This is a genomic window from Kitasatospora azatica KCTC 9699, assembly GCF_000744785.1.
Lineage (GTDB): Bacteria > Actinomycetota > Actinomycetes > Streptomycetales > Streptomycetaceae > Kitasatospora > Kitasatospora azatica.
In genome coordinates this window covers 662698-689357 of record NZ_JQMO01000002.1, presented here as the reverse complement: position 1 = coordinate 689357, position 26660 = coordinate 662698, and the positions used below count along the sequence as shown (strand labels likewise).

The following is a 26660-nucleotide window of genomic DNA, read 5'->3' as shown; positions in this document are numbered from 1 at the left end:
GTGGGACGTGAGGCGGGGGAGGCTCAGGCCGTCGCGGGGCTGCGGCGGCGGCCGCGCCGGAAGGCGGCCAGGCTGAGCACCCCGAGCAGCACGATCACGGCGCTCGAGGCCAGGAAGGCGGGCGAGCCGGGGGTGCCCGCCGAGGCGCCGGCGACCACGTAGGCGGCGGTTCCCGGGAGCACGCCGAGCAGCGTCGCCGCCAGGTACGGGCCGAGCCGCACACCGGAGAGCGCGGCGCCCAGGTTCACCGCCTGGAACGGGACGCCCGGGACCAGGCGCATCAGTAGCACACTGCGGAAGCCGCGCTCGGTCAGCTGCCGGTCCAGCGCCGTCAGGGCCCGCCCGCGCAGCAGCGGCCGCAGCGCCTGCCGGCCGAGCCCGCGTCCCAGTCCGAAGGCCAGCGCCGCGCCGGCCGTGGTGCCGAGCACCGCCACCGGCACGCCCCAGCGGGCGCCGAAGAGCAGTCCGGCGGCGACGCTGAGGGCGGGCTTGGGCAGGAAGGCCAGCGTGCCGAGCGCGAACAGGGCGACGAACACCGGCGCCCGCCAGATCCCGGGGACACCCGTGGCCAGCGCGCGCGGGTCCCAGAACGCGACCGAGCCGGCCGCCGCCGCGAGCAGCAGCACCAGCAGCGCGGGCCGGGTCCAACGGGAGCGCGCCAAGCGTCGCAACAGGTCGGGTACGGGCACCCGCCGAGCGTAATGCACCTGCCGTCCGGACCCGCCCCCTGCTCAGACCCCCGCGCGGTCGCCGGCGGCCTCTCGAGCGGCTTGCTCCGCCCGCAGCGGGGCCGCCGAGCGCAGTGCCCCGGCGATCAACACCAGGGCCGCCACCAGGGCGGTGACCACGGCGAACGAGACCCGCAGTGAGCTGCCCTGGGCGATCGTCCCGATGATCGCCGGTGCCACCAGCCCCGAGGTGTAGGTGATGGTGGCGACGCCCGCGATCGCCTGGCTCGGGTTCGGGCCGGCGTGACCGGCTGCCGCGAAGGCCAGCGGCACCGCCACCGCGATCCCGATGCCGAGCAGCCCGAAGCCGGCGATCGCCAGCGCGGGGCTGCGCGCGAGCACCACCAGGACGCCGCCGAGCGTGGCCACCGCGCCGCTGAGCCGTACGGTCGGGACCGGGCCGAGTCGGCGCACCACCGCGTCCCCGGCCAGCCGGGCCGCGGTCATGGTGAAGGCGAAGGCCGCGTAGGCGGCGGCGGCCGTCCCGGCGGCGGCGCCGGTCAGGTCCCGCAGGTAGACTCCCGACCAGTCGGCTCCCGCGCCCTCCGCGAAGACCGCGCAGAAGCCCACCAGGCCGATCAGCAGCGCCGAGCGCGGCGGCAGCGAGAACCGCGGCGGAGCCTCGGCCTCGGGCTCCGGGCGTACGTCCAGCAGCCCGGCGCAGGCCAGTTGGCCGCAGGCCAGCAGCACACCGGCCGCGAGCGTCAGGTGCAGCCGCGGGTCCAGGTGCTGACGTGCCGCCAGCGCGCCGAAGCCGGAGGCGACCAGGCCGCCGCAGCTCCACATGCCGTGCAGCCCGGACATGATCGAGCGGCCCATCCGCTGCTCGACCTCGACTCCCTCGGCGTTCATCGCCACGTCGGCCATCCCCGCGGTGGCGCCGAAGGCGGCCATCGCCAGGCAGAGCCACGGCAGGCCGGGGGCCAGCGCGGGCAGCGCCAGCGCCAGGCACCACAGGGCCAGCAGCAGCCGGATCGCGGCCCGGGTGCCGAGCCGGTGGGTGACCCGGCCGGCCAGCGGCATCGCCAAGGAGGCGGCCAGTGCGGGCATCACCAGGGCCAGTCCGAGCTGTCCGGCGCTCAGGTGCAGGTGGTCCTTGATGGCCGGGATCCGGGTGGCGAAGCTGCCGGCGACGGCGCCGTGGACGGCGAAGACCAGGGCGACGCTAAGCCGGGCGCGGCGGAGCGGGTGAGCTGGTTTCGGCATGGCGGATCCCTCCCGTGGCGACGCCCCGGCCTGCAAGTGGCGGGGCGGCTGCTAAATTATCAGGAAGGGACCCTGATAGATAGATCTGGAAAGATACCTTCCTATGACCACAGCGCGCACGGCCACGCCCAGCACCGCCCGTGCGATCAACGACCGGCTGGCCCTCGACCTGCTGCTCAGCCACGGCCCGCTGACCGCCACCGAGCTGCGCACCCTCACCGGGCTCTCCCGTCCCACCGTCGCCGACCTGCTGGAACGCCTCCAGCACGGCGGCCTGGTGAGCATCGTGGGGGAGCGCGGTGAACAGCGCCGCGGGCCCAACGCCCGGGTCTACGGCCTGCGCGCGGACCGCGCCCACCTGGCCGGCATCGACGTGCGCAACGTGGGTGTCACCTTCACCGTCGCCGATCTGACCGGCCGCACCCTGGCCACCGCCGCGCTGCCGGTCGACCCCGAGGACCCCAGCGGCCCGCCCGCCGACTTCCCCGAGCAGGTCCTTCGCACCCTGCTGGAGACCGCCCGCCAGGCCGGCGCCGATGAGCTGCACACGGTGGCGATCGGCGCACCAGGACTGGTCGAGCCGGCCACCGGCCAGCTGCACTCCACCGACTCGCTGCTCAGCTGGCACGCCGAGCTGGTCGCCGCCCTGCGGACCGGGCTGACCGGCGAGGTGATCCTGGAGAACGAGGTCAACCTGGCCGGGATAGCCGAGCACCGCCTCGGCGCGGCCACCGACCGCGACACCTTCGTGCTGCTCTGGCTCGGCCACGGCGCCGGCGCCGCCGTGATGCTGGACGGCCGGCTGCGCCGCGGCTCCTCCGGCGGCGCCGGGGAGATCGGCTTCCTGCCGGTGCCGGGCACCGACTGGCTGCCCAGCAAGGACGACTGCGACCGCGGCTTCCACGGCCTGGTCGGCAGCCGCGCGGTCTGCGAGCTGGCCCGCAGGCACCGACTGCCGGTGCCCGGTGACGCCGACGACGCCGCCGCGGCCGAGGCGGCCGTGCTGGCGGCGATCGCGGCCGGCCCCACGGGCGAAGCCTTCCTGGACGAGCTCGCCGGACGGGTGGCGCTCGGCGCGACGGCGGTGTGCGTGATCCTCGACCCGGGCTGTGTGGTGCTCGGCGGCGAGATCGGCCGGGCCGGTGGCGCCGCCCTCGCCGACCGGGTCGCCGAGCGGCTGGCCGCCCTGTCGCCGTTCCAGACCGAGGTCCGGGCCAGCAGCACCGGCGGCGGCGCGATTCTCAGCGGCGCGGTGCTGACCGCCTCCGACGCCGTCTGCCGGGACCTCTTCGGTGGTGGCTGAGCCCGGTGTCGAGTCCGGGCGGTGCGGCGAATTGCGGTCCGCGGATGAGGCAGGATGGGAACACCGTAGATCACCCGACCTCCGAGACCTCAGGGAGCGCCATGGGCCAGCCGGGCCGGTCCGTCAACCACTACCGCATCGGTGAGGCCGCAGCCATGCTCGGCGTCAGCTCCGACACCATGCGCCGCTGGGTCGACGCCGGTCGGGTGGCGGCCGAGCGCGACGAGCACGGGCATCGGATCATCCCCGGCGAGCAGCTGGCGGCCTTCGCCCGCGAGCTGGCCAAGCCGGGCGCGGCCGAGGCCGAGGGGCGCCCGTCCTCGGCGCGCAACCGGTTCCCCGGCATCGTCACGCAGGTGGTGCTCGGCGATGTGGCCGCCCAGGTGGAGATCCAGGCCGGGCCGTTCCGGGTGGTCTCGTTGATCAGCCGGGACTCCGCCGAGGAGCTGGGCCTGGTGCCAGGAGCCCCCGCGATCGCGGTCATCAAGTCCACCAATGTGATGATCGAGCGCAGCTGATCCCCTGTCGGACCCTGATGACCCCTGGACCTGACGGCCCGTTGTCGGCCCTGATGGCCCCCTGGCTCTGGAGTGTCGCCCGATGACCCGCACCCTGGCTGTCGCGCACCGCGGCGACCCGTACCGGTTCCGCGAGAACACCCTCCCCTCGATCGCCGCCGCCTTCGCCGCCGGCGCCGACGCCGTCGAGGTGGACGTCCAGCTGACCCGCGACCGGGTCCCGGTGCTGCTGCACGACCCCACCCTGAAGCGCCTGTGGGGCCTGGACCGCCCGGTCGGCGCGCTGACCAGCGCTCAACTGGCCGACCAGCGCTTCGAGGCCGGCCAGAGCGTGCCGACCCTGACCGAGGCGCTCAAGCTCACCGCCGAGTCCCCGGCCGGCCGACTGCTCATCGACCTGGACGAGCCGGGCCCCGCCGCAGCCGCCTGGCAGGCCGTCACCGAGCTCGGCGCCGAGGAGCAGGTGCTCTTCTGCGGCCCCGCCACCGCAATGCTCGCGGTCCGCGAACTGGCCGCCGAGGTGCCGATCGCGCTCACCTGGAAGCAGCCCACCCTGCCGGCCCCGACGCTGCTCGCCGACCTGCGCCCGCGCTACCTCAACCCGCCGTTCGGCCTGGTGGACCGGGCCCTGGTGGAGCGGGCCGGCGCCGCGGGCCTGCTGGTCAGCACCTGGACGGTGGACCTGCGGCGCACCATGCGCCGGATGTGCGAGCTCGGCGCCGCCTCGGTGACCTCCAACCGGATCGGCGTGCTGCGCTCCGAACTCGACCGGTCCGCCCGCCGCGCGGGCCAGGCCGGGCGCGGATGACCGAGCCGCCCGTCCTCGGCCCGCGGGCGCTGAACCGGGCGCTGCTGGCCCGTCAACACCTGCTCACCCCGGTCGACCTGACGCCCGAACAGCTGACCCCCGAACAGTTGACGGAGCACCTGATCGGGCTGCAGGCACAGGCCACCGACCCGCCGTACTACGGCCTCTGGTCCCGGCTGCGCGAGTTCCGCCCCGAGCAGCTGAGCGCGCTGATCGAGAACCGCGGCCTGGTCCGGCTCGGACTGCAGCGCGGCACCATCCACCTGGTCACCGCCGCGGACTGCCTGCGGCTGCGCCCGCTCTTCCAGCCCGTCCTCGACCAGGCCCTGCGCGGAAACTTCGGCGCTCGGCTGACCGGCCTGGACCTGGACGCGCTGACCGAACGCGGCCGGGCCCTGGTCGAGGCCGAGCCGCGCACCTTCCAGGAACTCGGCGCCCTGCTCGCCGCCGACCACCCCGGGCGCGACCCCGCGGCGCTGGCCCAGGTGCTGCGCGCCCGGCTCGCGCTGGTCCAGGTCCCGCCGCGCGGCCTCTGGCAGACCAGCGGCGCCGCCGCGCACACCACCGCCGAACAGTGGCTCGGCCGCCCGCTCACGGCGCCGGCGGACCAGCAGGCCGCGCTCGACCGGCTGGTCTCGCGCTATCTGGCCGCCTTCGGCCCGGCGACCGTCGCGGACATCCAGAAGTGGTCCGGACTGACCGGGCTCACGGCGGTGCTCAAGCGGCTGCGCCCGGGGCTGCTGGAGTTCCGCGACGAGCGGGGCCGGGCGCTGTACGACCTGCCGGACGCGCCCCGTCCGGACCCGGCGACCGAGGCGCCCGTCCGGCTGGCGGCCCCCTTCGACAACCTGCTGCTCTCGCACGCCGACCGCACCCGCGTGCTCCCCGAGCCCTACCGCCCGCTGGTGATGAGCCGGAACGGCATCGTGCAGGGCACCGTCCTGGTGGACGGCTTCGTCGCCGGCTGCTGGCAGCTCACCCGGGAACCCGGGCGGACGGCGGCGGTACTGAAACCGTTCACCGCGCTGAGCCGCACCGCGCAGCGCCAGGCCCAGGCCGAGGCCGAGCGCCTGCTCGCCTTCGCGGCGCCGCAGGCCGCGGCGCACGAGGTGCGGTTCGTTTCCTGAGCCGTTGCTGAGCCGTTTCCTGGGCGGGGCCGCCGGGTATCCAGCGACGGACGGGGCCGGCACCGCCGAGGAGCGTGGATCCGTGACAGATCCGGCAGCCGTGATCGAAGTCGGCGCGCTGACCAAACGCTACGGCCGCACCGTCGGAGTCGAGCGGCTCGACATCACCGTCGACCCCGGCGAGGTGTTCGGCTTCCTCGGACCGAACGGCGCGGGCAAGACCACCACGCTGCGCTGCCTGGTCGGCCTGCTGCGCCCGACCGAGGGGCGGGTGCGGGTGCTCGGCCTGGACCCGGTCGCCGAGCACCGCCGGCTGGCGCCCGCCCTCGGCTACCTGCCCGGCGAGCTGCGGCTCTACCCCGAGCTGACCGGACGTCAGACCCTGCGGCTGCTGGCCGACCTGCAGGGGGCGCCGACGCCCCGTCAGGCCGAGCTGTGCCGCCGCCTGGCCCTGTCCGAGTCGGCGCTGGACCGGGCGGTGCGGGAGTACTCGCGGGGCATGAAACAGAAGCTCGGACTGGTCCAGGCGTTCCAGCACGATCCGGAGCTGGTGGTGCTCGACGAGCCGACCGAGGGCCTGGATCCCCTGGTGCAGGAGACCTTCTTCGAGCTGCTGGCCGAGGCCGAGGCGGCCGGACGCACCGTGCTGCTCTCCAGCCATGTGCTGCCCGAGGTGCAGCGGACCTGCCGGCGGGTGGCGATCATCCGGGACGGGCGGCTGGTCACCGTGCAGAGCGTCGCCGGGCTGCGCGAGGCGCGGGCCCGCAAGGTGCGGCTGGTCTTCGCCGACGGGCTGGGCCGGCGGCCGCTCGGCGTCGCGGACCGGTGGTCGCCGCGCTGGCAGGGCGACCGGGTGGAGCTGCTGGTGCCGCCGCACGAGCTGGTGGCGGCGCTGCGCGGGCTGCTGGCGCTGCCGGTGACGGACCTGACGGTGGAGGAGGCCGGGTTGGACGAGGCGTTCCTCGACCTGTACCGCAGCGAGCAGCGGGACGAGCAGCGGGACGAGCAAGGGGAGGAGCGATGAGAAGCCGGTTCCCGCTGCTCTGGCTGGCCCTGTACCGGCGGCGGCGGATGCTGCTGGCCCTGGTCCTGGGCATGGTCGTGTTCGAGACGCTGATCGTGGTCATCTCCGACACCATCACCCCCGGCCAGCTCTTCGCCGGCGGCGGCCGCAACCCGCCGGGCGCCTTCAAGGCGTTCAGCGGCTCGACCGGCGCGGTCTCGATCGCCAGCTACCCCGGACTGCTGGGCGCCGGTCTGGTGCACCCGTTCTGGATCGCGATGCAGCTCACCGCGATCGGCTCGCTGGCCGCCGCCGCGGTGGCCGCCGACGTCGAGTCGGGCACCGTCGAGCTGCTGATGGTCCGTCCGGTCTCGCGGAACCGGCTGCTGGCCGAACGGACGGCGGCCCTGGCCCTGGTCGTGGTGCTGCTCAACGCGGCCGCGACGCTGACGGTGGCGGCCGGCGTGGCGCTATCGCCGCAGCTGCACCGGGCGGTGCCGCTCAGCGGGGTCTTCGCGGCGGGACTGCTGGGCTGCGGCTTCGCGCTGAGCCTGACCGGCCCCGCACTCGCCGTATCCGCAGCCGGCCGCAGCCGGGCCATGGTGGTCGGCGCCGTGATCGGCCTCGGCGCGGTGGGCTTCGCGGTCAACTTCGTGGCGCTCGCCTGGTCCAAGGCCGCGCCGCTGCGCTACCTGAACCCGTTCCACTACTACGCCCCGGGCGACGCGCTGGCCCGGGGCAGCGTGGCCTGGGGCTCGCTGGGTGTGCTGGCCGCCGTGGGCGTGGCCGGGATCGGCGCGGCGTTCGCGCTGCTGGCCCGCCGGGACCTGGCACCCTGACGCGGCACTAGATCTCCGAGGCCGCTAAATTTCCAATAAGATGACCAGAGGTGTGCCGGGAAGCCTGGTCGGCGTGGGGGACGGACTGCGATTCAGCGCAGCGACCCCGTCTCTCGTGATCAGGGGATTCGCAGATGCGCGCAGTGGCGACTGTTCTGTTCCTGGTGGTGCTGGCCACCGCGGTGGCCACCTTCGCCCGGCGCTGGCGCATCCCCGCCCCCTCACTGCTGGTGCTCGCCGGCATCGCCGTGGCACTGATACCCGGGACGCCGGCGCTGCGCATTCCACCGCAGACCATCGCCCTGGTGGTGCTGCCGCCGCTGCTGTACGCCTCCGCCGAGGAACTGTCGCTGCGGGACCTGCGCGCGGTCTGGAAGCCGGTCACGATCCTCGCCTTCGGCCTGGTCCTCGCCTCCGCCGCCGCGGTGGGCTATGTCGCGGTCGCGGTGACCGGCCTGCCGCCGGCGATGGCCTTCGTGCTGGGCGCCGTGCTGGCGAGCACCGACCCGGTGGCCGTCACCGCGCTCGGCCGCCGGCTCGCCCTGCCCGGTCGCGTCCAGGTGCTGGTGCAGGCGGAGAGCCTGTTCAACGACGCCACCTCGCTGGTGCTGTTCAAGGTCGCCGTCGGCATCGCGGTGGCGGCGGGCGCGGTCGGCTGGCCCGCGGCCGGCGGCGAGTTCGTGCTGCTCGCGGGCGGCGGCAGCCTGATCGGTGCCGCTGTCGCGGGAGCCGTCGGGCTGATCCGCCGACGCACCACCGACCCGGTGCTGGAGACCGTGATCGCGCTGGTCACCCCGTACAGCGCCTATGTGCTGGCGGAGTCCGCGCACACCTCCGGCATCACCTCGGTGGTGGTCGCGGGCGTGCTGCTCGGGCGGTCCGGCCACCGGCTCAGCGACGCCCGGATCCGGCTGCAACTGCACGCCGTCTACGCGGTGGTGGTGTTCCTGCTGGAGAGCGTGGTGTTCAGCATCGTCGGCCTCGAACTGCCCACGCTGGTCCGGGACCTGCCCAGCGGGACGGGCTGGTGGCCGCTCCAGGCACTGGTGCTGGCCGCCGTGCTGATCGCCATCCGGGTGCTCTGGATGCTGCCGCTGTCCGCCGCCGCCAAGCCCAGCAGCGGCCGGCCCTCCTGGCGGGTGGCGGCGGTGGTGACCTGGGCCGGGACCCGCGGTGTGATGCCGCTGGCCGCCGCGCTGTCCATCCCGCTCACCGCCTCCAGCGGCGCCCTGCTGCCCGGACGGCCACTGGTCCTGGTGCTCACCACTGCCGTCGTGGTCTTCACGCTGGTCGTCCAGGGGCTCAGCCTGGCCCCGATCGTCAACCGCTCCGGCCTGGCCCTGGAACCCGAGCACACCGCCCGCGAGGAAGCCGCCGCCCGCGACACCCTCAACCGCGCCGCCCTCGCCCACGTCGACCAACTCGCCGAACTCGAGACCCAGTCCGAGCCGGCCGTCGACCGCGTCCGGCGCGGCCTCAACGCCCGCCTCGACCACACCGTCGACACGCCCGACGGCAGCACCGTCGACGCCGCCTACCGCGAGCTGCGCCGCGAGGTCATCGCCGTCCAGAACGCCGAACTGCGCCGCCTCTACGACGAACACCGGATCAGCGACACCACCCGGCGCAGCCTGCAGCACGACCTCGACCGCGAGGAGACCGCACTCGGCAACCGGTGACCCTGATCCACCCACTGCCGTCAAGAACGCGTCAAGATCACCCCTCGGGCCGTCAGGGGCCTGTACGGAGCGCGGGCTGGGCCGGGTGGCTCGCCCGACGATCGGACCACCAGCCGTCCTACGGAGGTCCGTCGATGACCCGCTCCACCGAACCGCTCCCCGCCGCCGTCCAGCCGACCGCCCCGGTGGAGCCCCCTGATCCGGACGCGGCGAACGAGCGACACCGCCTCTCCGCGCTCGGCGGCCTGGCCGCCCTCTCGCTGGACGCGATGGCCTCCGTCGCCTACGGGCCGGAGGCCATCGTGCTGGTCCTCGCGGCGGCCGGCAGCCGGTCGAGGGCGTGACGGTGCTGGCCCAGCTCGCCGACGCCTCGCTCGGCCACGGCTTCGGCTTCTACCTGGTCCAGTTCGCCACCGTGGTGCTGCTCGCGCTGGCCGCCAACACCTCGTTCGGCGGTCTGCCGGTGCTGATGCACCTGCTGGCCCGCGACAACTACCTGCCGCACGTCTTCGCGCTGCGCGCCGACCACCAGGTGCACCGGCACGGCGTGCTCTTCCTGGCCGCCGTCTCGGCCGGGCTGCTGGTGGCCTCGGGCGGCGACGTGAACAGCCTGGTGCCGCTCTTCGCGATCGGCGTCTTCGTCGGCTTCACCATCTGCCAGGTCGGCATGGTCCGGCACTGGCTCCGGGTGCGGGGCCCGCGCTGGCGGGGGCGGGCGGCGCTGAACGGCTTCGGCGCGCTGCTGACCGGGGTGGCGCTGCTGGTGGTCGCCGGGACCAAGTTCACCGAGGGCGCCTGGGGCATCGCGCTGGCGCTGCCGCTGCTGGTGCTGTCCTTCGAGGCGGTGCACCGCGCCTACGGGCGGATCGGCGAGCGGCTGGAACTGGGCCGGATCCCCGGTCCGCTCACCCCGCAGCGCTCCCTGGTGGTCGTCCCGGTCACCTCGATCACCCGGCTGACCAGGGACGCCCTGTCCGCCGCGCTCTCGCTGGGCGACCAGGTCATGGCCGTCACCGTGGTGCACACCGCGCCCGACGCCGAGGACCGGCAGGCCGCCGAGGCGCTGCGCCGGGACTGGGAACTGTGGCAGCCGGGCGTGCCGCTGGTCGAGGTGCCGGACGCCCACCGCAGGCTGGGCCGCCCACTGGTCGCCTTCGTCAACGAGCTCGGCGCCGAGCGCGTGTACGACCGGATCACCGTCCTGATCCCCGAGGTCGAGCCGACCCGGCTGTGGCAGCGGGCGCTGCAGAACCAGCGCGGCGCGCTGATCGACCGGGCGCTGCGCCGCGGGACCGACGCGGTGGTCTGCCGGCTGCGGTTGCGCATGTAGGGCGGGACTGCGGCTGTAGGGCGGGCCGGCTGCGCGTTCCGGCCAGGTCGCGGGCTCGGGTGCATGGCGCCGGCATCAAAGCCGCGTCAAGGATCCTCAGCCACCCGTATGGAGGGTGTCAGGGCCCGCTGGAACGGCCGATGCGGCTGATTTGCTGCTCAGGCCGGTCAAGCCGCCGGTGCCGTGTTGGGGCGTCTGGACGAGTCCCGTGGCTGATCCCTGAACCAGTTGGTGGAGCCCATGCTGGACCTCGTCTTCGTCGGCGTCACGGTTGCCGTGTTCGCCGTCCTCGCCCTGATCGCGCGAGGGGTGGAGAAGCTGTGACCGCAGAGAACATCGCAGGTCTCATCGTCGCCATTGCGCTGATCGGCTACCTGGTCGTCGCGCTGATCTACCCGGAGAAGTTCTGACATGAGTTCCACTCTCGCTGGGTGGCTGCAGGCGCTCGCCCTGGTGGGCGCGTTGGCGCTGTGCTACCGCCCGCTCGGCGACTACATCGCCAAGCTCCTCACCTCCGCCAAGCACCTCAGAGTCGAGCGCGGCCTGTACAAGGTGATCGGCGTCGATGGCGATGCCGATCAGCGTTGGCCGGCGTACCTGCGCTCGGTGCTGGCGTTCTCCGCCGTCTCCGTCCTCTTCCTCTACGGCCTGATCCGGCTGCAGAACCACCTGCTGCTCGGCCTGGGCGTGCCGCAGATGTCGCCGCACCAGTCCTGGAACACCGCGATCTCCTTCGTCACCAACACCAACTGGCAGTCGTACTCGGGTGAGTCGGCGATGGGCCACGTGGTGCAGATGGCCGGTCTGGCGGTGCAGAACTTCGTCTCCGCCGCCGTCGGCATCGCGATCGTCGCCGCGCTGATCCGGGGCTTCACCCGCAACCGCACGGACCGGGTCGGCAACTTCTGGGTCGACCTGACCCGGATCGTGCTGCGCCTGCTGCTGCCGATCTCGATCGTCTTCGCGTTCGTGCTGGTGGCCAACGGCGTGGTGCAGAACTTCCACGGCTTCCACGATCTGGCGACCCTCACCGGCGACACCCAGTCGATCCCGGGCGGTCCGGTGGCCTCGCAGGAGGTCATCAAGGAGCTGGGCACCAACGGCGGCGGCTTCTTCAACGCCAACTCCGCGCACCCGTTCGAGAACCCTACCGGGTTCACCAACTGGCTGGAGATCTTCCTGCTGCTGGTGATCTCCTTCTCGCTGCCGCGCACCTTCGGCAAGATGGTCGGCGACAACCGGCAGGGCTACGCGATCGTCTCCGTGATGGCGATCTTCTGGGTGGCCTCGGCCGCGCTGATCACGCTGGCGGAGTCGCACCACGGCGGCAGCGCGCTGCAGGCGGCCGGCGGGGCGATGGAGGGCAAGGAGCAGCGCTTCGGCGTCGCCGCCAGCTCGCTCTTCGCGGCCTCGACCACACTGACCTCGACCGGTGCGGTGAACGCCTTCCACGACTCGTTCACGCCGTTCGGCGGCGGCATCACGATCTTCAACATGATGCTCGGTGAGATCGCGCCCGGCGGTACCGGATCGGGCCTGTACGGGATGCTGGTCCTGGCGATCGTGGCGGTCTTCGTGGCCGGTCTGATGGTCGGGCGCACCCCCGAGTACCTGGGCAAGAAGCTCGGCGGGCGGGAGATGAAGTTCGCCTCGCTGTACATCCTGACCACGCCGGCGATCGTGCTGATCGGCACCGGTGTCGCGATGGCGCTGCCCGGCGAGCGGGCCGGGATGCTCAACTCCGGTGCGCACGGCTTCTCCGAGGTGCTGTACGCGTTCACCTCGGCCGCCAACAACAACGGGTCGGCGTTCGCGGGCATCACGGTGAACACCCCGTGGTACGACACCGCGCTCGGCCTGGCGATGGTCTTCGGACGCTTCCTGCCGATGGTGTTCGTGCTGGCGCTGGCCGGATCGCTGGCCCAGCAGCAGCCGGTTCCCGCCTCCGCGGGCACGCTGCCTACTCACAAGCCGCTCTTCGTGGGCCTGCTGTCGGGCGTCGTCCTGATCGTGGTGGGCCTCACCTACTTCCCGGCTCTCGCTCTCGGGCCGATCGCGGAAGGTCTGCACTGATGTCCACCACCCTTACTCCCGTACCCGTTGAGCAGCCGCAGGCTCCGCACAGAGTCTCCGGCGGCCTGCTCGACCCCAAGCTGATCGTCTCCTCGCTGCCCGACGCGGTGAAGAAGCTCGACCCCCGGGTGATGGTCAAGAACCCGGTCATGTTCGTGGTCGAGGTCGGCTCCGTGGTGACCACGGTCTCCGCGATCGCCCACCCGTCGGTGTTCGCCTGGGCGATCACCGTCTGGCTCTGGCTGACCACGGTCTTCGCCAACCTGGCGGAGGCGGTGGCCGAGGGCCGTGGCAAGGCGCAGGCCGACACGCTGCGCAAGACCAAGACCGACACCATGGCCCGACGCCTCGTCAACTGGCCCACCAGCCAGGCCGAGGAGGAGGTGCCCGGCGCCGCGCTGCGGCTGGGCGACCACGTGGTGGTCGAGGCCGGGCAGATCATCCCCGGTGACGGCGACGTGGTCGAGGGTGTCGCGTCGGTGGACGAGTCGGCCATCACCGGTGAGTCCGCGCCGGTGATCCGCGAGTCGGGCGGTGACCGCAGCGCGGTGACCGGTGGCACGAAGGTGCTCTCCGACCGGATCGTGGTGAAGATCGCCACCGAGCCGGGGAAGTCCTTCATCGACCGGATGATCGCGCTGGTCGAGGGCGCGGCCCGGCAGAAGACGCCGAACGAGATCGCGCTGAACATCCTGCTGGCGTCCCTGACGATCGTCTTCCTGGTCGCCGTGGTGACCTTGCAGCCGATGGCCACCTTCGCGGGTGCGCCGCAGACGATGATCGTGCTGGTAGCGCTGATCGTGGCGCTGATCCCGACCACCATCGGTGCGCTGCTGTCGGCGATCGGCATCGCCGGTATGGACCGGTTGGTGCAGCGCAATGTGCTGGCCATGTCGGGCCGTGCGGTCGAGGCCGCCGGCGACGTCAACACCCTGCTGCTGGACAAGACCGGCACCATCACCCTGGGCAACCGCCAGGCCGCCGAGTTCCAGCCCGCCACCGGCGTGGGCACCGAGGAGCTGGCGGATGCCGCGCAGCTGTCCAGCCTCGCCGACGAGACGCCCGAGGGCCGCTCGATCGTGGTGCTCGCCAAGACCGAGTACGGTCTGCGGGCGCGTGCCCAGGGCGAGTTGAGCCACGCGACCTGGGTGCCGTTCACCGCCCAGACCCGGATGTCGGGTGTGGACCTGGCGGAGGCCGACGGCGTCCACCAGGTGCGCAAGGGCGCGGCCGGTTCTGTCTCCAACTGGGTGACCCAGAACGGTGGTTCGGTCGGATCGGACGTCGCGCAGCTGGTCGACGGGATCTCGGCGGCCGGCGGTACCCCGCTGGTCGTCGCCACGAAGATCGCGGACGCGCCGGCCCGGGTCCTCGGGGTGATCTACCTCAAGGACGTGGTCAAGGAGGGCATGCGGGAGCGGTTCGACGAGCTGCGCCGGATGGGCATCAAGACCATCATGATCACGGGCGACAACCCGCTGACCGCCAAGGCGATCGCGGACGAGGCCGGCGTGGACGACTTCCTCGCCGAGGCCACTCCCGAGGACAAGATGGCCCTGATCAAGAAGGAGCAGGCGGGCGGCAAGCTGGTCGCGATGACCGGCGACGGCACCAACGACGCCCCCGCCCTCGCCCAGGCCGACGTGGGCGTGGCCATGAACACCGGCACCATGGCGGCCAAGGAGGCCGGCAACATGGTGGACCTGGACTCCAACCCCACCAAGCTGATCGAGATCGTCGAGATCGGCAAGCAACTGCTGATCACCCGTGGCGCGTTGACCACCTTCTCGATCGCCAACGACGTCGCGAAGTACTTCGCGATCATCCCCGCGATGTTCGCCAGCGTCTACCCCGGCCTCAGGCACCTCAACATCATGGGGCTGCACAGCCCGACCTCGGCGATCACCTCGGCGATCATCTTCAACGCCCTGGTCATCATCGGCCTCATCCCGCTCGCCCTGCGCGGCGTCAAGTACCGCCCGTCCGACGCGAGTTCGCTGCTCACCCGGAACATCCTGGTGTACGGCGTCGGCGGCCTGATCGTGCCGTTCATCGGCATCAAGGCGATCGACCTGATCATCCAGTTCATTCCCGGCCTGCGCTGAGAAACGGAGGAAGCCCATCATGCCCAAGCCCCTGCCCACCTCCGTCCGCACCCACTTCACCGCGCTGCGGATGCTCCTGGTGCTGACCGTGATCTGCGGTCTCGCCTACCCGCTGCTGGTCACCGGGATCAGCCAGGTCGCCTTCACCGAGAAGGCGAACGGCTCGATCGTGACGTCCGACGGCAAGGAGATCGGCTCCAGCCTGCTCGGTCAGAACTACAACCTGCCGAAGAAGACACCTTCTGACTCAACAACGGGCAACGACCCGAAGGAGCAGGCGCAGCCGGACCCGAAGTGGTTCCAGCCGCGTCCCTCGGCCGCAAACTACGACCCGCACGGCTCCACGGCCAGCAACCTCGGCCCGAACAGCGACGACCTGCTCAAGGCCGTCAACGACCGCCGCGCGGCCGCCGCAGCCTTCGACGGCGTCGACCCGGCCGCCGTCCCGGTCGACGCGCTGACCGCGTCCGGCTCCGGCCTCGACCCGCACATCTCGGTGGCCTACGCCAAGGAGCAGGTGGCCCGGGTCGCCAAGGCCCGCAACATCAGCGTCGACACCCTGAACGGTCTCGTCGCCAAGTACACCGAGGGCCGCTCGCTCGGCTTCCTCGGCGAGGCCGGCGTCAACGTCGTGCTGCTCAACAAGGCTGTCAGCGAGACCAAGTGACGTCGCATCAGAGTGAATGACCCACTGGCCGGCCCGGGCGCGCACCCGGGCCGGCCAGGCACGTTCCGTCCAGCAGACCTCTTCTCCTGAAAGAGATTCAGCCCATGGCTCGCGATCTCACCCTCGGCACCGCGCACCGGCGCGGACGCCTGCGGGTGTACCTCGGATCGGCCCCCGGGGTCGGCAAGACCTACCGGATGCTGGACGAGGCCCGGCGCAGACAGGAACGCGGCGCGGATGTGGTGGTGGGCTACATCGAGTGCCACGGGCGCCGGCACACCGAGAACATGGTCCAGGGGCTGGAGGTGGTGCCGAGGCTGGTCCGCACCTACCGGGACACCGAGTTCGCCGAGATGGACCTGGACGCCGTCCTCGAGCGCAGGCCCGCCGTCGCGCTGGTGGACGAACTCGCGCACACCAACATCCCCGGCGGGCGCAACACCAAGCGCTGGCAGGACGTCGAGGAGCTGCTGGCGGCCGGGATCGACGTGATCACCACGGTCAACATCCAGCACCTGGAGTCGCTCAACGACGTGGTCCAGAAGATCACCGGCACCCCGCAGCGCGAGACCGTCCCCGACGAGGTGGTCCGCCGGGCCGACCAGATCGAGCTGGTCGACATGGCGCCGCAGGCGCTGCGCCGCCGCATGGTGCACGGCAACGTCTACAAGGCCGAGAAGGTGGACGCCGCGCTCACCAACTACTTCCGGGTCGGAAACCTCACCGCGCTGCGCGAGTTGGCGCTGCTCTGGGTGGCCGGCCGGGTGGACGAGGGCCTGCGCGACTACCGCGCGCAGCACAACATCGACCGGGTCTGGGAGACCCGCGAACGCGTGGTGGTCGCGCTCACCGGCGGGCCCGAGGGCGAGACGCTGATCCGTCGGGCCGCCAGGATCGCCGACCGTACCGCCGGCGGCGAACTGCTGGCCGTGCACGTCACCCGGTCGGACGGCCTGGCCGGCGCCTCACCCGGCGCGCTCGCCCAGCAGCGCCAGCTGGTCGAAACCCTCGGCGGCAGCTACGACGTGGTGATCGGCGACGACATCCCCACCGCGCTGCTCTCCTTCGCCCGGGCCCGCCACGCGACCCAGCTGGTGCTCGGCACCAGCCGGCGCGGGCGGATCACCCGGTTCCTGACCGGCCCGGGCATCGGCGAGACCACCGTGGACGCCTCCGAGGACATCGACGTCCACATGGTCACCCACGAGTTCACCGGCCGCGGGCGGCTGCCCTCGCTCGGGCGTCGCCACTCGCCGCGACGCACCGTCGCCGGCTTCACCTCGGGCCTGGTCCTGCCGGTCGCGCTGACCGCCCTGCTCTCCCTGTCGCACCACTCGCTGAACCTGACCACCGTCGCGCTGATCTTCCAACTCGGCGTGGTGGCCGTCGCGTTGCTGGGCGGTGTGGCATCCGCACTGGTCGCCTCGCTGATCGCCTCACTGCTGCTCAACTACTACTTCATCCCGCCGGTCCACACCTTCACCATCGACGAGCCCAACAACATGATCGCGCTCGCGGTCTTCGCGGCCGTGGCGCTGATCGTCGCCAGCGTGGTCGACCGGGCCGGCGGGCAGACCATCCGCGCGGCCAGGGCCACCGCCGAGGCCGAGACGCTCAGCACCCTCGCGGGGAGCGTGCTGCGCGGCGCCGACGCGCTGCCGGAGCTGGTGGAACGCGCCCGCACCGTGTTCGCCATGGACTCGGCCGCGCTACTCGACCGGACCAGCGGCGAGGTACTGGCCCGCGCCGACACCAACGGTGACGGCACCGCCGCCCGGGAGGTCACCGAGATCACGGTCGACACCGACACCGTGCTGATCCTGACCGGTCGCCGGCTCCCGGCCGCCGACCAGAGGGTGTTGAGCGCCTTCGCCGCACACATCGCCGTCGCCCGGGAGCGCGACCACCTCGCGGCAGCCGCCGCCGAGGTCGAGCCGATCAAGGCCGCCGACAAGATGCGCACGGCCCTGCTCGCCGCCGTCAGCCATGACCTGCGCACCCCGCTCGCGGCAGCGCTGGCCTCGGTCGGCTCGCTGCGCAGCCCCGACGTCGAGTTCTCGCACGAGGACCAGACCGAACTCCTCGACCTGGCCGACGCCTCGCTGGTCAAGCTGACCCGCCTGGTGGACAACCTGCTCGACATGAGCCGTCTGCAGGCCGGCGCCCTCACCCTGCACCTGGCACCCGTGCGGCTGACCGAGGTGCTGCCCCGGGCGATGGACTCGCTACCGCGCCCGGACGCGCCCGTCCAGCCCCTCGACCTGGACTCCGTCCCGCCGGTGCTCGCCGATCCGCCGCTGCTGGAACGGGTGTTGGCCAACGTCATCACCAACGCGCTGCGCTACAACGCCCCCGGCGCGCCGGTCCTGGTCACCGCCAGCGGTCACCAGGACCGGGTGGAGGTACGGGTGATCGACCGCGGCCCCGGCATCGCCCCCGAGGACCGCGACACCGTCTTCCTCCCCTTCCAGCGCCTCGGCGACAACGACAACACCACCGGCGTCGGCCTGGGCCTCGCGCTCTCCCGGGGCCTCGCCGAGGCCATGGGCGGCACCCTGGAGGTCGAGGACACCCCGGGCGGCGGCACCACGATGCTGCTCACCCTGCCCGCCGCGGCCGTGCCGGAGGACGCATGAGCCTTATCCTGCTGGTGGAGGACGAACCCCAGATCCTGCGCGCCCTGCGGATCAACCTGCGCGCCCGCCGCTACTCCGTGCTGACGGCCAGCACCGGCCAACAGGCGCTGGACTCGGTCAGCACCGAGACGCCCGACGCCGTACTGCTGGACCTGGGCCTGCCCGACTTCGACGGCGTCGACGTCCTGCGCGGCATCCGGGCCTCGCTCAGCGCACCGATCATCGTGCTGTCGGGCCGCAGCGAACTGGAGGAGAAGATCCGGGCCCTGGACGCGGGCGCCGACGACTACCTCACCAAACCCTTCGAGATCGACGAACTCTTCGCCCGACTGCGCGCGGTACTGCGCCGCACGCCCGCCGAGCCGCCGCCGCCCGACCCGGTGATCGGCGAACTCACCGTCAACATCACGCGCGGCACCGTCACCGGCCCGCACGGCGCCGTCCGGCTCACCCCGACCGAATGGCGGATCCTCAAGCTGCTGCTGGCCGCGCCGGGGCAGCTGGTGCCCCGGCTGGAGATCCTGCGCGAGGTCTGGGGCCCCGAGCACGAGCACCACGGGAACTACCTGCGGGTCTACTTCGCCGGTCTGCGCCGCAAGTTGGAAGCCGATCCGGCCCACCCCCGGCACCTGATCACCGAGCCCGGCATCGGCTACCGCTACCAGCCCTGAGACCGGGCGCTGTAGGGGCGAGCGCGGCAGGCGGCAGCCGCAGCGGTCCGAGTGGCCGTCAGGAGCGCCCGCGCGGCTGGCCGGCGGGCCGGGCGGCGCGCCCGGGCCGGCCCCGGGTGGACTGCAGGCCGGCCTGGTGCGCGTCCTGGCCCACCAGGGCGCCGGCCCGGCCGACCGGCAGCGGCTGGGCGAACAGGTAGCCCTGGCCCAGCGGGCAGCCCATCGAGGTCAGCAGGTCGCGCTGCACGCTGTTCTCGATGCCTTCGGCGATCACCTGGACGTCCAGCGTGTCGGCGATCCGCGCGATGCCCTCGACCAGCGCGTACTGCTGCTGGGAGTGGCCGAGCCCGTCGATGAAGGACTTGTCGATCTTCAGGATCGAGATCGGGAACTCGCGCAGATAGCTCAGCGAGGAGTAGCCGGTGCCGAAGTCGTCGATGGCGATGCCGACGCCGAGTTCGCCCAGCGCCTGCATGTCGGCCCGGACCCGCTCGTCACGGCGCATCAGCACGCTCTCGGTCAGCTCCAGGATCAGCGAGCCGGGGGCGATCCCGGAGTTGCGGACGGTGTCGCGCACCACGTCGACGAAGCCGGCGTCGCGGAACTGCCGGGCCGAGACGTTCACGTTCACGTGCAGCGGCGGACGACGGCCGGCCTGGCGGTCGGCAGTGCTCATCCGCTGCCAGCGGGCGGTGTCCTCGGCGGCCCGCTCCAGCACCCAGGCGCCGAGCTGGACGATCTGCCCGCTCTCCTCCGCCACCGGGATGAACTCGTCGGGCAGCACCATGCCGCGCTGGTCGTGCGGCCAGCGGACCAGTGCCTCGAAGGCCACCAGGTCACCGGTGGCGAGGTCGACGATCGGCTGGTAGTGCAGGGCGAACGCCGAGTCGGCGATCGCGATGGCCGAGTCCAGGTGCTCGCCCAGTTCATGACGTTCGATCAGGCCGGCCTGCAGAGCCGGCTGGTACTGCCGCCACTGCCGTTTCCCGGCCGCCTTGGCCGCGTACAGCGCCAGGTCGGCGTGGGTGAGCAGCTCCGCCGCGTGGACGCTGTCCTCGGTGGTCGCGACGCCGAGGCTGGCGGCCACCCGGACCGCGCCCGAGCTGAGCCGGAACGGCTCGGCGAAGGTGCCCAGCACGATGTCGGCGATCTCGCCGACGTCGGCGGCCGTCAGCGCGTCCTCGACCAGCACCGCGAACTCGTCGCCGCCCAGGCGCGCCGCGGTGTCCGAGGTGCGCAGCGCGGTCGACACCCGCAGCGAGACCGCCACCAGCAGCTCGTCACCGACCGCGTGGCCCTGGGTGTCGTTGACCACCTTGAAGTCGTCCAGGTCGAGGAAGAGCACCCCGGTCACGGTGCCGCTGCGCGAACTGCGGGAGAGCGCGTGGCCGACCCGGTCCTGGAACAGCACCCGGTTGGCCAGGCCGGTCAGCGAGTCGTGGAAGGCCCGGTGGGTGAGTTCGCGTTCCATCTGGCGCTGCTCGGTGACGTCCCGCAGGGTGAGCACCAGCCCGCCGACGGTGGGGTCCTCGCGCAGGTCGTTGCAGCGCACCTCGGCCTCGATCGGGGTGCCGTCGTTGCGCAGCAGCCGCCAGTGCTCGCGCTGTTCGCCGTAGTCGTTGTGGCCGCCGTGCTCGCCGCTGTCGTGCCGGCCGTGCTGCTCGCGCGAACGCATCCGGGCCACCGCCCGGCCCACCGCCCGGCTGTCCTCGGTGGGCACCAGATCGATCAGCCGGGTGCCGTCCAGCTGTGGGTAGCCGAGCACCCGCTCGGCCGAGGAACTCGCGTACCGGATCCGGTCGTCGCCGGCGAGGATCAGGATCACGTCCGAGGAGTTCTGCACCAGGGTGCGGAAGTACGCCTCACTGTTGCGCCGGTTGACCTCCTGGCTGAGCATCACCCGTTCGAGAGCCAGCGCCGACTGGGCCGCGACGATCTCCAGCGAGCCCCATAAGGCGGTGAGTTCCTGCTCGGTGCCGGTGACGATCAGCACCCCGATCAGCGGATCGCCGGACGGCCGCTGCGCCAGCACCAGGGGTGACACCAGCGCGGTCGGCATCCCGTTCAGGAAGGCGGCGAACTCGGGCCCGAGCTCCTCGACGCGCAGCAGCGTGGTCTGCCGGACCGAGGCCAGCGTGAGGATCTGGTCGGAGTACTCGGCCACCTGTCGCTGCCCGTCCTGCTGCCGCAGCTCGACAGCCTTCCGGTGCCCTGCTACCTGCCGCTGCTCGATCGCCTGCGGCCGCTCGATGTCCTGCCGCTGTTCGATGGCCTGCCGCTGCTCGATGTCCTGGCGCTGCTCGGGGTCGCGCCGGCCCTGCCGGACCCGCAGCACCCCGTCCTCCCGTACCGCCAGCACCGCCCGGTGGCCGTCCTCCCGGGGCATCAGCCGGGTCGCCACGGCCTGCACGGTGTCCGCGACCTGTTCCAGCGCCACCGCGGCGGTCAGTGAGGCGCCGGCCTCGCGCAGTGCCCGTTCGCGGGCCAGCGCCTGACGGTGCACCAGCACCACCCCGGCCAGTCGGGAGAGCACCAGCAGGAAGAGCACGGCGGAGAAGGCGCCGATCACGGCGGCGTGCGAGGTGATGCCGTGCGCGGCCTCGATCAGCAGGATTCCCGGCGCGATCAGCGAGGCGAGGGTGAGCAGGGCCAGCCGGCCCGCGGTGATGTCGGTCTGCTGGGTGGGGATCGGCCTGGTCAGCTCGACCATCGACGGGTGCAGCGCGGCGGCGCCCCAGGCGCAGTAGAAGGCGGCCCAGCCGAGGTCCACCGGGGTCCCGATCCGCCAGGTGCCGTGCAGCTGGATGAGGCCGTACAGGACGTCGGAGACCAGCAGGCCGATACTGCCGACGGTGAGCAGCAGCAGGGCGGGGCTCTTGCCGCCGCGCGGGACCAGCAGCCGCAGCAGCATCGCCAGGATCAGGACGTCGCCCAGCGGGTAGGCGATCGAGATCGCCTTCTGAATCCAGGTCAGTTCGGGTGTGTGGACGTACGGCAGGATCAGGTAGATCCAGGCGAGCAGCCCGAGGCCGACGGTCAGGGTGAGTGCGTCGATCAGGCTGGCCCGGTCCTGATGGGCCGTTCGCCAGCGGATGAACCCCCAGACGCCCAGCGCGTAGAGCACGTACTCGGCGAGGTAGAAGCCGTCGGCCACCGAGGGGAACGGGTTGTTGAGGTTCAGGAACTGGGTCTGCACCACCTGGACGACCTCGCCGCAGGTGAAGCTGAAGTTCGCCAGCGCGAGCAGCAGCCAGGGCAGCGCGCGGGACGGCCGGTTGAGCCTGACGCCCACCACGATGGCGGCGACGCCACCGAGGCCGATGCCGGTCCACCAGATGATCCGTTGGTTTGGATACGCGTAGTAAATACCGGTGAAGGTCGCCATCCAGACCAGGTAGCCGACCATGAGTTGCTGTCGTCGACGAGTCAAGAGTGCTACCTCCTCCGTGAGATCACGGGGTTGCAGCGGTTGGACGGAAAAGGCCCTCTTCGGCGATCGGTGGGATCGATCGGTGGGGCCGTGTTCGGCGATCTATGGTGAGTATAGTTGGCATGGACAGCAGTGCGCCCGATGTCCCGGAGCAGCCGCCAGATTCCCCCAATTCCCGGTGCCCACCCCGAGGTCCGAGCCGTGGATGATTCTCCCGACGCGATACCGCACAGCACTAGGCGCCACACCGCTCTGCGCAACGGAGCCGGCCAGTTCGCACTCTGGACCGGTGACGTTCCGATTCCGTCCGGTTGGCAGTCCGTATTCGAATCGCATTCCCGGCAGGCCGCGCTGGCGGAGATCGAGAAACGCTGGACCGACCCGATCCGGGCCGATCGCCGGACCGCCGACGGAAACACCGTGCACAAACTGTTTCGGGATCAGGCTGCGCGAAGTCCGCAGGCCGTCGCGGTGGTCGGGGAGGAGGGCGAACTCAGCTACCGGGAACTCGACCGGCGCGCCGACCGGCTGGCCGGACAACTGCGCGGCCTGGGCGTCCGGCCCGGCAGCGTGGTGCCGGTCTGCCTGCCCCGCAGCACCGATCTGGTGGTGGCCCTGCTCGCGGTGCTCAAGGCCGGCGGCGCCTTCCTGCCGCTCGACCCGACCCACCCCGACCGCCGGCTGCAGCGGCTGGTGGCGGACTGCGCGGCCGAGCTGCTGATCACCAGCCGCGGTCACCGCGGACGCTTCGGTGCCGGCCCGGCCGAACCGGTGCTGATCGAGGAGTACCGCACCGGCGCCCGCTCGCGGGGCCCGGGCGCGCCGCCGCCCGACGCCGCCCTGCCGTCCGACCCCGCCTACCTGATCTACACCGCCGGCACCACCGGGACCCCCAAGGGCGTCCTGGTCACCCACCGCTCACTGGTGTTCACCCTGAACCGGGTCACCGCGGCCTACGGGCTGTCACCGGCCGACCGGGTGCTGCAGCTCGCGGCCCTCGGCTTCGACACCTCGCTGGAGCAGATCTTCGCGACCCTGGTCAGCGGGGCGACCCTGGTGCTCGGCGGCGTCACCACCTGGGCCCCCACCGAACTGCTGGACCGGATGCCCGGGCTCGGCCTGACCGTCGCCGACCTGACACCCGCGTACTGGCACCACCTGCTCAACCTGCTCTCCGACCACGACCCGGCGCCGCCGGGCCTGCGGTTACTGATCGTCGGCGGGGACACCGTGCACGCCGAGGACTGCCGCACCTGCCTGCGCCGACTGCCCGGCACCCGGTTGCTCAACGCCTACGGAGTGACCGAGGCCGCCGTCACCTCCACGCTCTGGGAGGTGACCGCCGACCAGCTCCGCGCGGCACCCTCCGCACCCGTGCCGATCGGCAAGCCGCTCCCCGGCACCCGGGTGCACCTGCTGGACCCCGAGCTGCGCCCGGTGCGCCCCGGCGAGAAGGGCGAGATCCACCTCGGCGGCCCCGGACTGGCCCTCGGCTACTGGCAGCGCCCCGGGCTCACCGCCGAACGCTTCCTCCCCGACCCGTACGCGGACCTGCCCGGCGAGCGGATGTACCACACCGGGGACGCCGGCCGGTGGCGCTCGGACGGGCACCTGGAGCTGCTCGGCCGACTCGACGACCAGGTGAAGGTGCGCGGCTTCCGGGTGGACCCGGTCGAGATCGAGTCTGTCCTCGCCACCCACCGGTCGGTGCGGCTGGCCCGGGTCTGCGCCGACGACAACGGCGACACCGAACGCAGCCTGACCGCCTACTACACCCTGGCCGACCGCGACGAGTCCGACGCCGGCGCCCGCCGGGCGGCCCTGCGACGTTTCCTGATCGAGCGGCTGCCCGAGTTCATGGTGCCCGCCGAGTTCGTGCTGCTCGAGCGGATGCCGCTGACCGCGGCCGGGAAGATCGACCGCCGCCGGCTGCCACGCACCGAACCGCAGGTCAACCGCCGCAACGAGGAAGGCCAGGACTCGGCCGGCGCGCCCGCCCGGGAGGCCGCCGGCCGGGCCGGCGGGTCCGGCCGCCCGGCCGGCTCGCGGGCCGCCCGCGCCGCAGTGACGCGGCTCTGGTCGGAGGTGCTGCAGGTCGAGACTGTCCGGGACGACGACGACTTCTTCGAGCTCGGCGGCAACTCGCTGCTGCTGATGGAGATGCTGGCCCGGGCGCGGATCATGTTCGGCATCGAGGTGACCTGGATCCGCTTCCTGACCCGCTCACTGCTGCGCGACTCCGGCCTCGACGCGTTCGCCGCCGCGATCGACACCGCGCGGGCCGGCCCGAACACCGCCAACGGGCAGTCGGTCGACCTCGTCGCCGAAGCCGCCCTGGGCGAGGTCCCGGTGCGCACCACCGGGCGGCCGCTGCCCCGCCGGGACCGCCCCGGGCAGCTGCTGCTCACCGGCGCGACCGGGTTCTGCGGGACGCACCTGCTGGCCACCCTGCTGGCCACCACCGAGGCCCGGATCCTCTGCCTGGTCCGCTCGCCCGACGAGGAACACGCGCTGGAGCGGATCCGGGCCGCCCACCAGCACTTCCTCTGCCGGGACCCGGCCGCCACCGGCGGCCGCGGGATCGACGGCTGGGACCGGGTGGTCCCGCTGGTCGGGGACCTCGGCTCGCCCCGGCTCGGCCTGTCCGAGCGCCGCTTCGAGGAGCTGGCGGACTCCCTGGACGCGATCCACCACCTCGGCGGCGAGGTCAACTTCATCTACCCGTACCACCAGCTGCGGGCGGCCAACGTGTCGGCGACCCGCGAGGTGGTGCGGCTCGCCGGGCACTCCCGGGGCATTCCGGTGCACTACCTGTCCACCCTCGCGGTGCTGGCCGGCTTCGGCGCGGTCGGCGTCCCGGAGGTCACCGAGGAGACGCCACTGGACCACCCGCAACGGCTGGGCGTCGGCTATGTGGAGAGCAAGTGGGTGGCCGAGGAGCTGCTGCACCACGCGGCCGCCGCCGGTCTGCCGGTCACCGTCGTGCGGACCAACGACGTCACCGGTGACCTGACCAACGGCGTGCTGAACACCCGTACCGAGCTCGCCGCCATCGTCAAGTACCTGGTAGACAGCGGAAGTTGTCCGGACGTTCGGCTGATGCTGGACTTCGTGCCGGCCGACCGGTTCAGCCGGGCGTTCGCCTACCTGGCCGCGCACGCCCGCGCCACCGGCGATGTCTACCACCTGGCCAGCCCGCGCCCGGTGCCGCTCGGCGCGCTCGCCGAACGGCTGCGGGTCCGCGGCCACCCGGTGCGGGAAATCCCGTACCCGGCCTGGGTGGAGGAGCTGGTGCGGTTCGCCGCCCGGCACCCGACGCATCCGATGACCCCGTTCGTGCCGCTCTTCGTCGACCGCTGCCCGGGCACCGAACTGTCGATCAGTGAGATGTACTTCCGGCCGACCTTCCCGCTGTTCGACCACGCGAAGGCGGACCGGGCGCTGCGCGGCAGCGGCATCGAGCTACCGCCGGTGGACGACGCGCTGCTCGACCTGTACCTCGGCCAGCTGTTCTCCAGCGGCTGGTTGGGGGCGGGGGCGGCTGCCGCCGAGGGGGCGCGGTGACGGCCCGGCTGCCGAGCTGGGACGCGCTGGAACTGGCCGGCGCGCCGGGCGACGCGCCGGCCGCCTTCTGCGCCGACCTGACGCCGGGGAGCCTGCTCGCGGCCTACCGCCGGGGGCTCTTCCCGATGCCCGCACCCGACGAGTACACGCGGTGCCTCAACGAGGCGCTCTTCGAGGACCTGGTCGCGGCCGGTGTGGTCGCGGTGCTGGGGGTGGGGGAGGGGGCCGGTCCGGGGGCGGGGGGCGGCGGGGCCGGTGATGTGCCGTACGAGGTGCCGTACGAGGTGGCCTGGTGGTCACCCGACCCGCGGCCGGTGATCGGGCCGGGCCGGGTGCACCTCGGGCGCCGACTGGCCCGTCGGCTGCGCAACCGGCTGGACTGGTGGACCAGCGTGGACCAGGACTTCGCCCGGGTCGTGGCCGGCTGCGCGGCCGGCCGCGAGCAGCACTGGCTGACCGCCGAGCTGGGCGGCAGCCTCGACCGGCTGCACGAGGAGGGCTGGGCGCACAGCGTGGAGGTCTGGGAGCGCGGGGAGGGCCGACCGGGCCGGCCGGGCTCGGCGGACGGGGACGGCGGCGAGGGTGGCGAGGGTGGGGAGGCCGGGGAGCTGATCGGCGGTGCGTTCGGGGTGCAGGTGGGGCCGGTGCTCAGCCTGGACTCGATGTTCCACCGCCGCCCGGACGCCTCGCGGGTCGCGCTGGCCGACCTCTCGGACCGGTTCGCCGAGGCCGGCGGTCTGCTGCTGGACGCGCAGTGGGACAGCCCGCACGTACGCAGCCTGGGCGCGGCCACCATCACCCGCGACCAGTACCTGTCGATTCTCGGGTGCGGCGACGGGCCCGCCGCACTGCCCACCGCACTGCGTCCGGCCCGACGGCTGGCGTCGATGCTCTCCGGGTCGGCGGACGCCCCGGTCTGGTCAGGTGACTAAGCGCTTGCTCTGGTCAGGTGACTAAGCGCTTGCTTAGACTG

19 protein-coding genes and 2 pseudogenes are annotated in these 26660 nt (G+C 72.6%); 18 read left to right on the top strand and 3 right to left on the bottom strand.

The window, feature by feature from the left end:
• Positions 1-23: 23 nt before the first annotated feature.
• Both BR98_RS03420 and BR98_RS03415 read right to left on the bottom strand, forming a co-directional pair.
• Entirely contained in the window at positions 24-689 is a 666-nt protein-coding gene (locus BR98_RS03420) for a TVP38/TMEM64 family protein (RefSeq protein WP_198042116.1), read from the bottom strand.
• Positions 690-731: 42 nt separating this feature from the next.
• Complete coding sequence (locus BR98_RS03415) at positions 732-1934, bottom strand: MFS transporter (protein ID WP_035839920.1); 1203 nt, start codon at positions 1932-1934, stop codon at positions 732-734.
• A 103-nt stretch (positions 1935-2037) separates the two neighbouring features.
• Here BR98_RS03415 and BR98_RS03410 point away from each other — a divergent pair, with 103 nt between their 5' ends.
• The 15 genes and pseudogenes from BR98_RS03410 to BR98_RS03340 all read left to right on the top strand — a co-directional run bounded on the left by BR98_RS03410 (position 2038) and on the right by BR98_RS03340 (position 18693).
• Positions 2038-3237: an ROK family transcriptional regulator gene (locus tag BR98_RS03410; protein WP_035839917.1), complete on the top strand. Its 1200-nt coding sequence runs from the start codon at positions 2038-2040 to the stop codon at positions 3235-3237.
• A 101-nt stretch (positions 3238-3338) separates the two neighbouring features.
• Complete coding sequence (locus BR98_RS03405) at positions 3339-3755, top strand: TOBE domain-containing protein (RefSeq protein WP_035839914.1); 417 nt, start codon at positions 3339-3341, stop codon at positions 3753-3755.
• 82 nt (positions 3756-3837) lie between these two features.
• Positions 3838-4563, top strand: coding sequence for a glycerophosphodiester phosphodiesterase (locus BR98_RS03400; protein ID WP_051969254.1), 726 nt, complete (start codon positions 3838-3840; stop codon positions 4561-4563).
• Positions 4560-5690, top strand: coding sequence for a winged helix DNA-binding domain-containing protein (locus BR98_RS03395; RefSeq protein ID WP_035839901.1), 1131 nt, complete (start codon positions 4560-4562; stop codon positions 5688-5690). The genes BR98_RS03400 and BR98_RS03395 overlap by 4 nt, the downstream gene beginning before the upstream one ends.
• Positions 5691-5772: 82 nt before the next feature.
• Entirely contained in the window at positions 5773-6714 is a 942-nt protein-coding gene (locus BR98_RS03390) for an ABC transporter ATP-binding protein (protein ID WP_035839898.1), read from the top strand.
• Positions 6711-7532, top strand: coding sequence for an ABC transporter permease subunit (locus BR98_RS03385; RefSeq protein ID WP_035839895.1), 822 nt, complete (start codon positions 6711-6713; stop codon positions 7530-7532). The genes BR98_RS03390 and BR98_RS03385 overlap by 4 nt, the downstream gene beginning before the upstream one ends.
• Before the next feature lie 134 nt (positions 7533-7666).
• A complete protein-coding gene (locus BR98_RS03380; protein WP_035839892.1) occupies positions 7667-9211 on the top strand; it encodes a Na+/H+ antiporter in 1545 nt (514 codons plus the stop codon).
• 134 nt (positions 9212-9345) lie between these two features.
• Positions 9346-9555: a hypothetical protein gene (locus BR98_RS03375; protein ID WP_035839889.1), complete on the top strand. Its 210-nt coding sequence runs from the start codon at positions 9346-9348 to the stop codon at positions 9553-9555.
• Positions 9537-10541: pseudogene (locus BR98_RS03370) on the top strand (amino acid permease); the annotation flags it as partial. The gene BR98_RS03375 and the pseudogene BR98_RS03370, both read left to right, overlap by 19 nt.
• Before the next feature lie 320 nt (positions 10542-10861).
• A complete protein-coding gene (gene kdpF, locus BR98_RS40055) occupies positions 10862-10951 on the top strand; it encodes a K(+)-transporting ATPase subunit F (protein ID WP_035839886.1) in 90 nt (29 codons plus the stop codon).
• Between the two features lies 1 nt (position 10952).
• Entirely contained in the window at positions 10953-12614 is a 1662-nt protein-coding gene (gene kdpA, locus BR98_RS03360; protein ID WP_035839883.1) for a potassium-transporting ATPase subunit KdpA, read from the top strand.
• Positions 12614-14719 carry a potassium-transporting ATPase subunit KdpB gene (gene kdpB / locus BR98_RS03355; RefSeq protein WP_035839882.1) on the top strand — a complete coding sequence of 702 codons (2106 nt, stop codon included), beginning with the start codon at positions 12614-12616 and terminating at the stop codon, positions 14717-14719. The genes kdpA and kdpB overlap by 1 nt, the downstream gene beginning before the upstream one ends.
• Positions 14720-14738: 19 nt before the next feature.
• Positions 14739-15386: a potassium-transporting ATPase subunit C gene (locus tag BR98_RS03350; protein ID WP_035839881.1), complete on the top strand. Its 648-nt coding sequence runs from the start codon at positions 14739-14741 to the stop codon at positions 15384-15386.
• 104 nt (positions 15387-15490) lie between these two features.
• Complete coding sequence (locus BR98_RS03345) at positions 15491-18022, top strand: ATP-binding protein (protein WP_035839878.1); 2532 nt, start codon at positions 15491-15493, stop codon at positions 18020-18022.
• Entirely contained in the window at positions 18019-18693 is a 675-nt protein-coding gene (locus BR98_RS03340) for a response regulator (RefSeq protein ID WP_035839874.1), read from the top strand. The genes BR98_RS03345 and BR98_RS03340 overlap by 4 nt, the downstream gene beginning before the upstream one ends.
• A gap of 58 nt (positions 18694-18751) precedes the next feature.
• Here the strand turns inward: BR98_RS03340 and BR98_RS40810 are convergent, their stop codons facing one another.
• Complete coding sequence (locus tag BR98_RS40810; protein ID WP_232247221.1) at positions 18752-22123, bottom strand: putative bifunctional diguanylate cyclase/phosphodiesterase; 3372 nt, start codon at positions 22121-22123, stop codon at positions 18752-18754.
• Between the two features lie 141 nt (positions 22124-22264).
• Here BR98_RS40810 and BR98_RS42450 point away from each other — a divergent pair.
• The 3 genes and pseudogenes from BR98_RS42450 to BR98_RS03325 all read left to right on the top strand — a co-directional run.
• A pseudogene (locus BR98_RS42450) lies at positions 22265-22477 on the top strand (MbtH family NRPS accessory protein); the annotation flags it as partial.
• A gap of 66 nt (positions 22478-22543) precedes the next feature.
• A complete protein-coding gene (locus tag BR98_RS03330) occupies positions 22544-25687 on the top strand; it encodes a non-ribosomal peptide synthetase (RefSeq protein ID WP_232247220.1) in 3144 nt (1047 codons plus the stop codon).
• Positions 25684-26619 carry a leucyl/phenylalanyl-tRNA--protein transferase gene (locus tag BR98_RS03325; protein WP_051969250.1) on the top strand — a complete coding sequence of 312 codons (936 nt, stop codon included), beginning with the start codon at positions 25684-25686 and terminating at the stop codon, positions 26617-26619. The genes BR98_RS03330 and BR98_RS03325 overlap by 4 nt, the downstream gene beginning before the upstream one ends.
• Positions 26620-26660 lie beyond the last annotated feature (41 nt).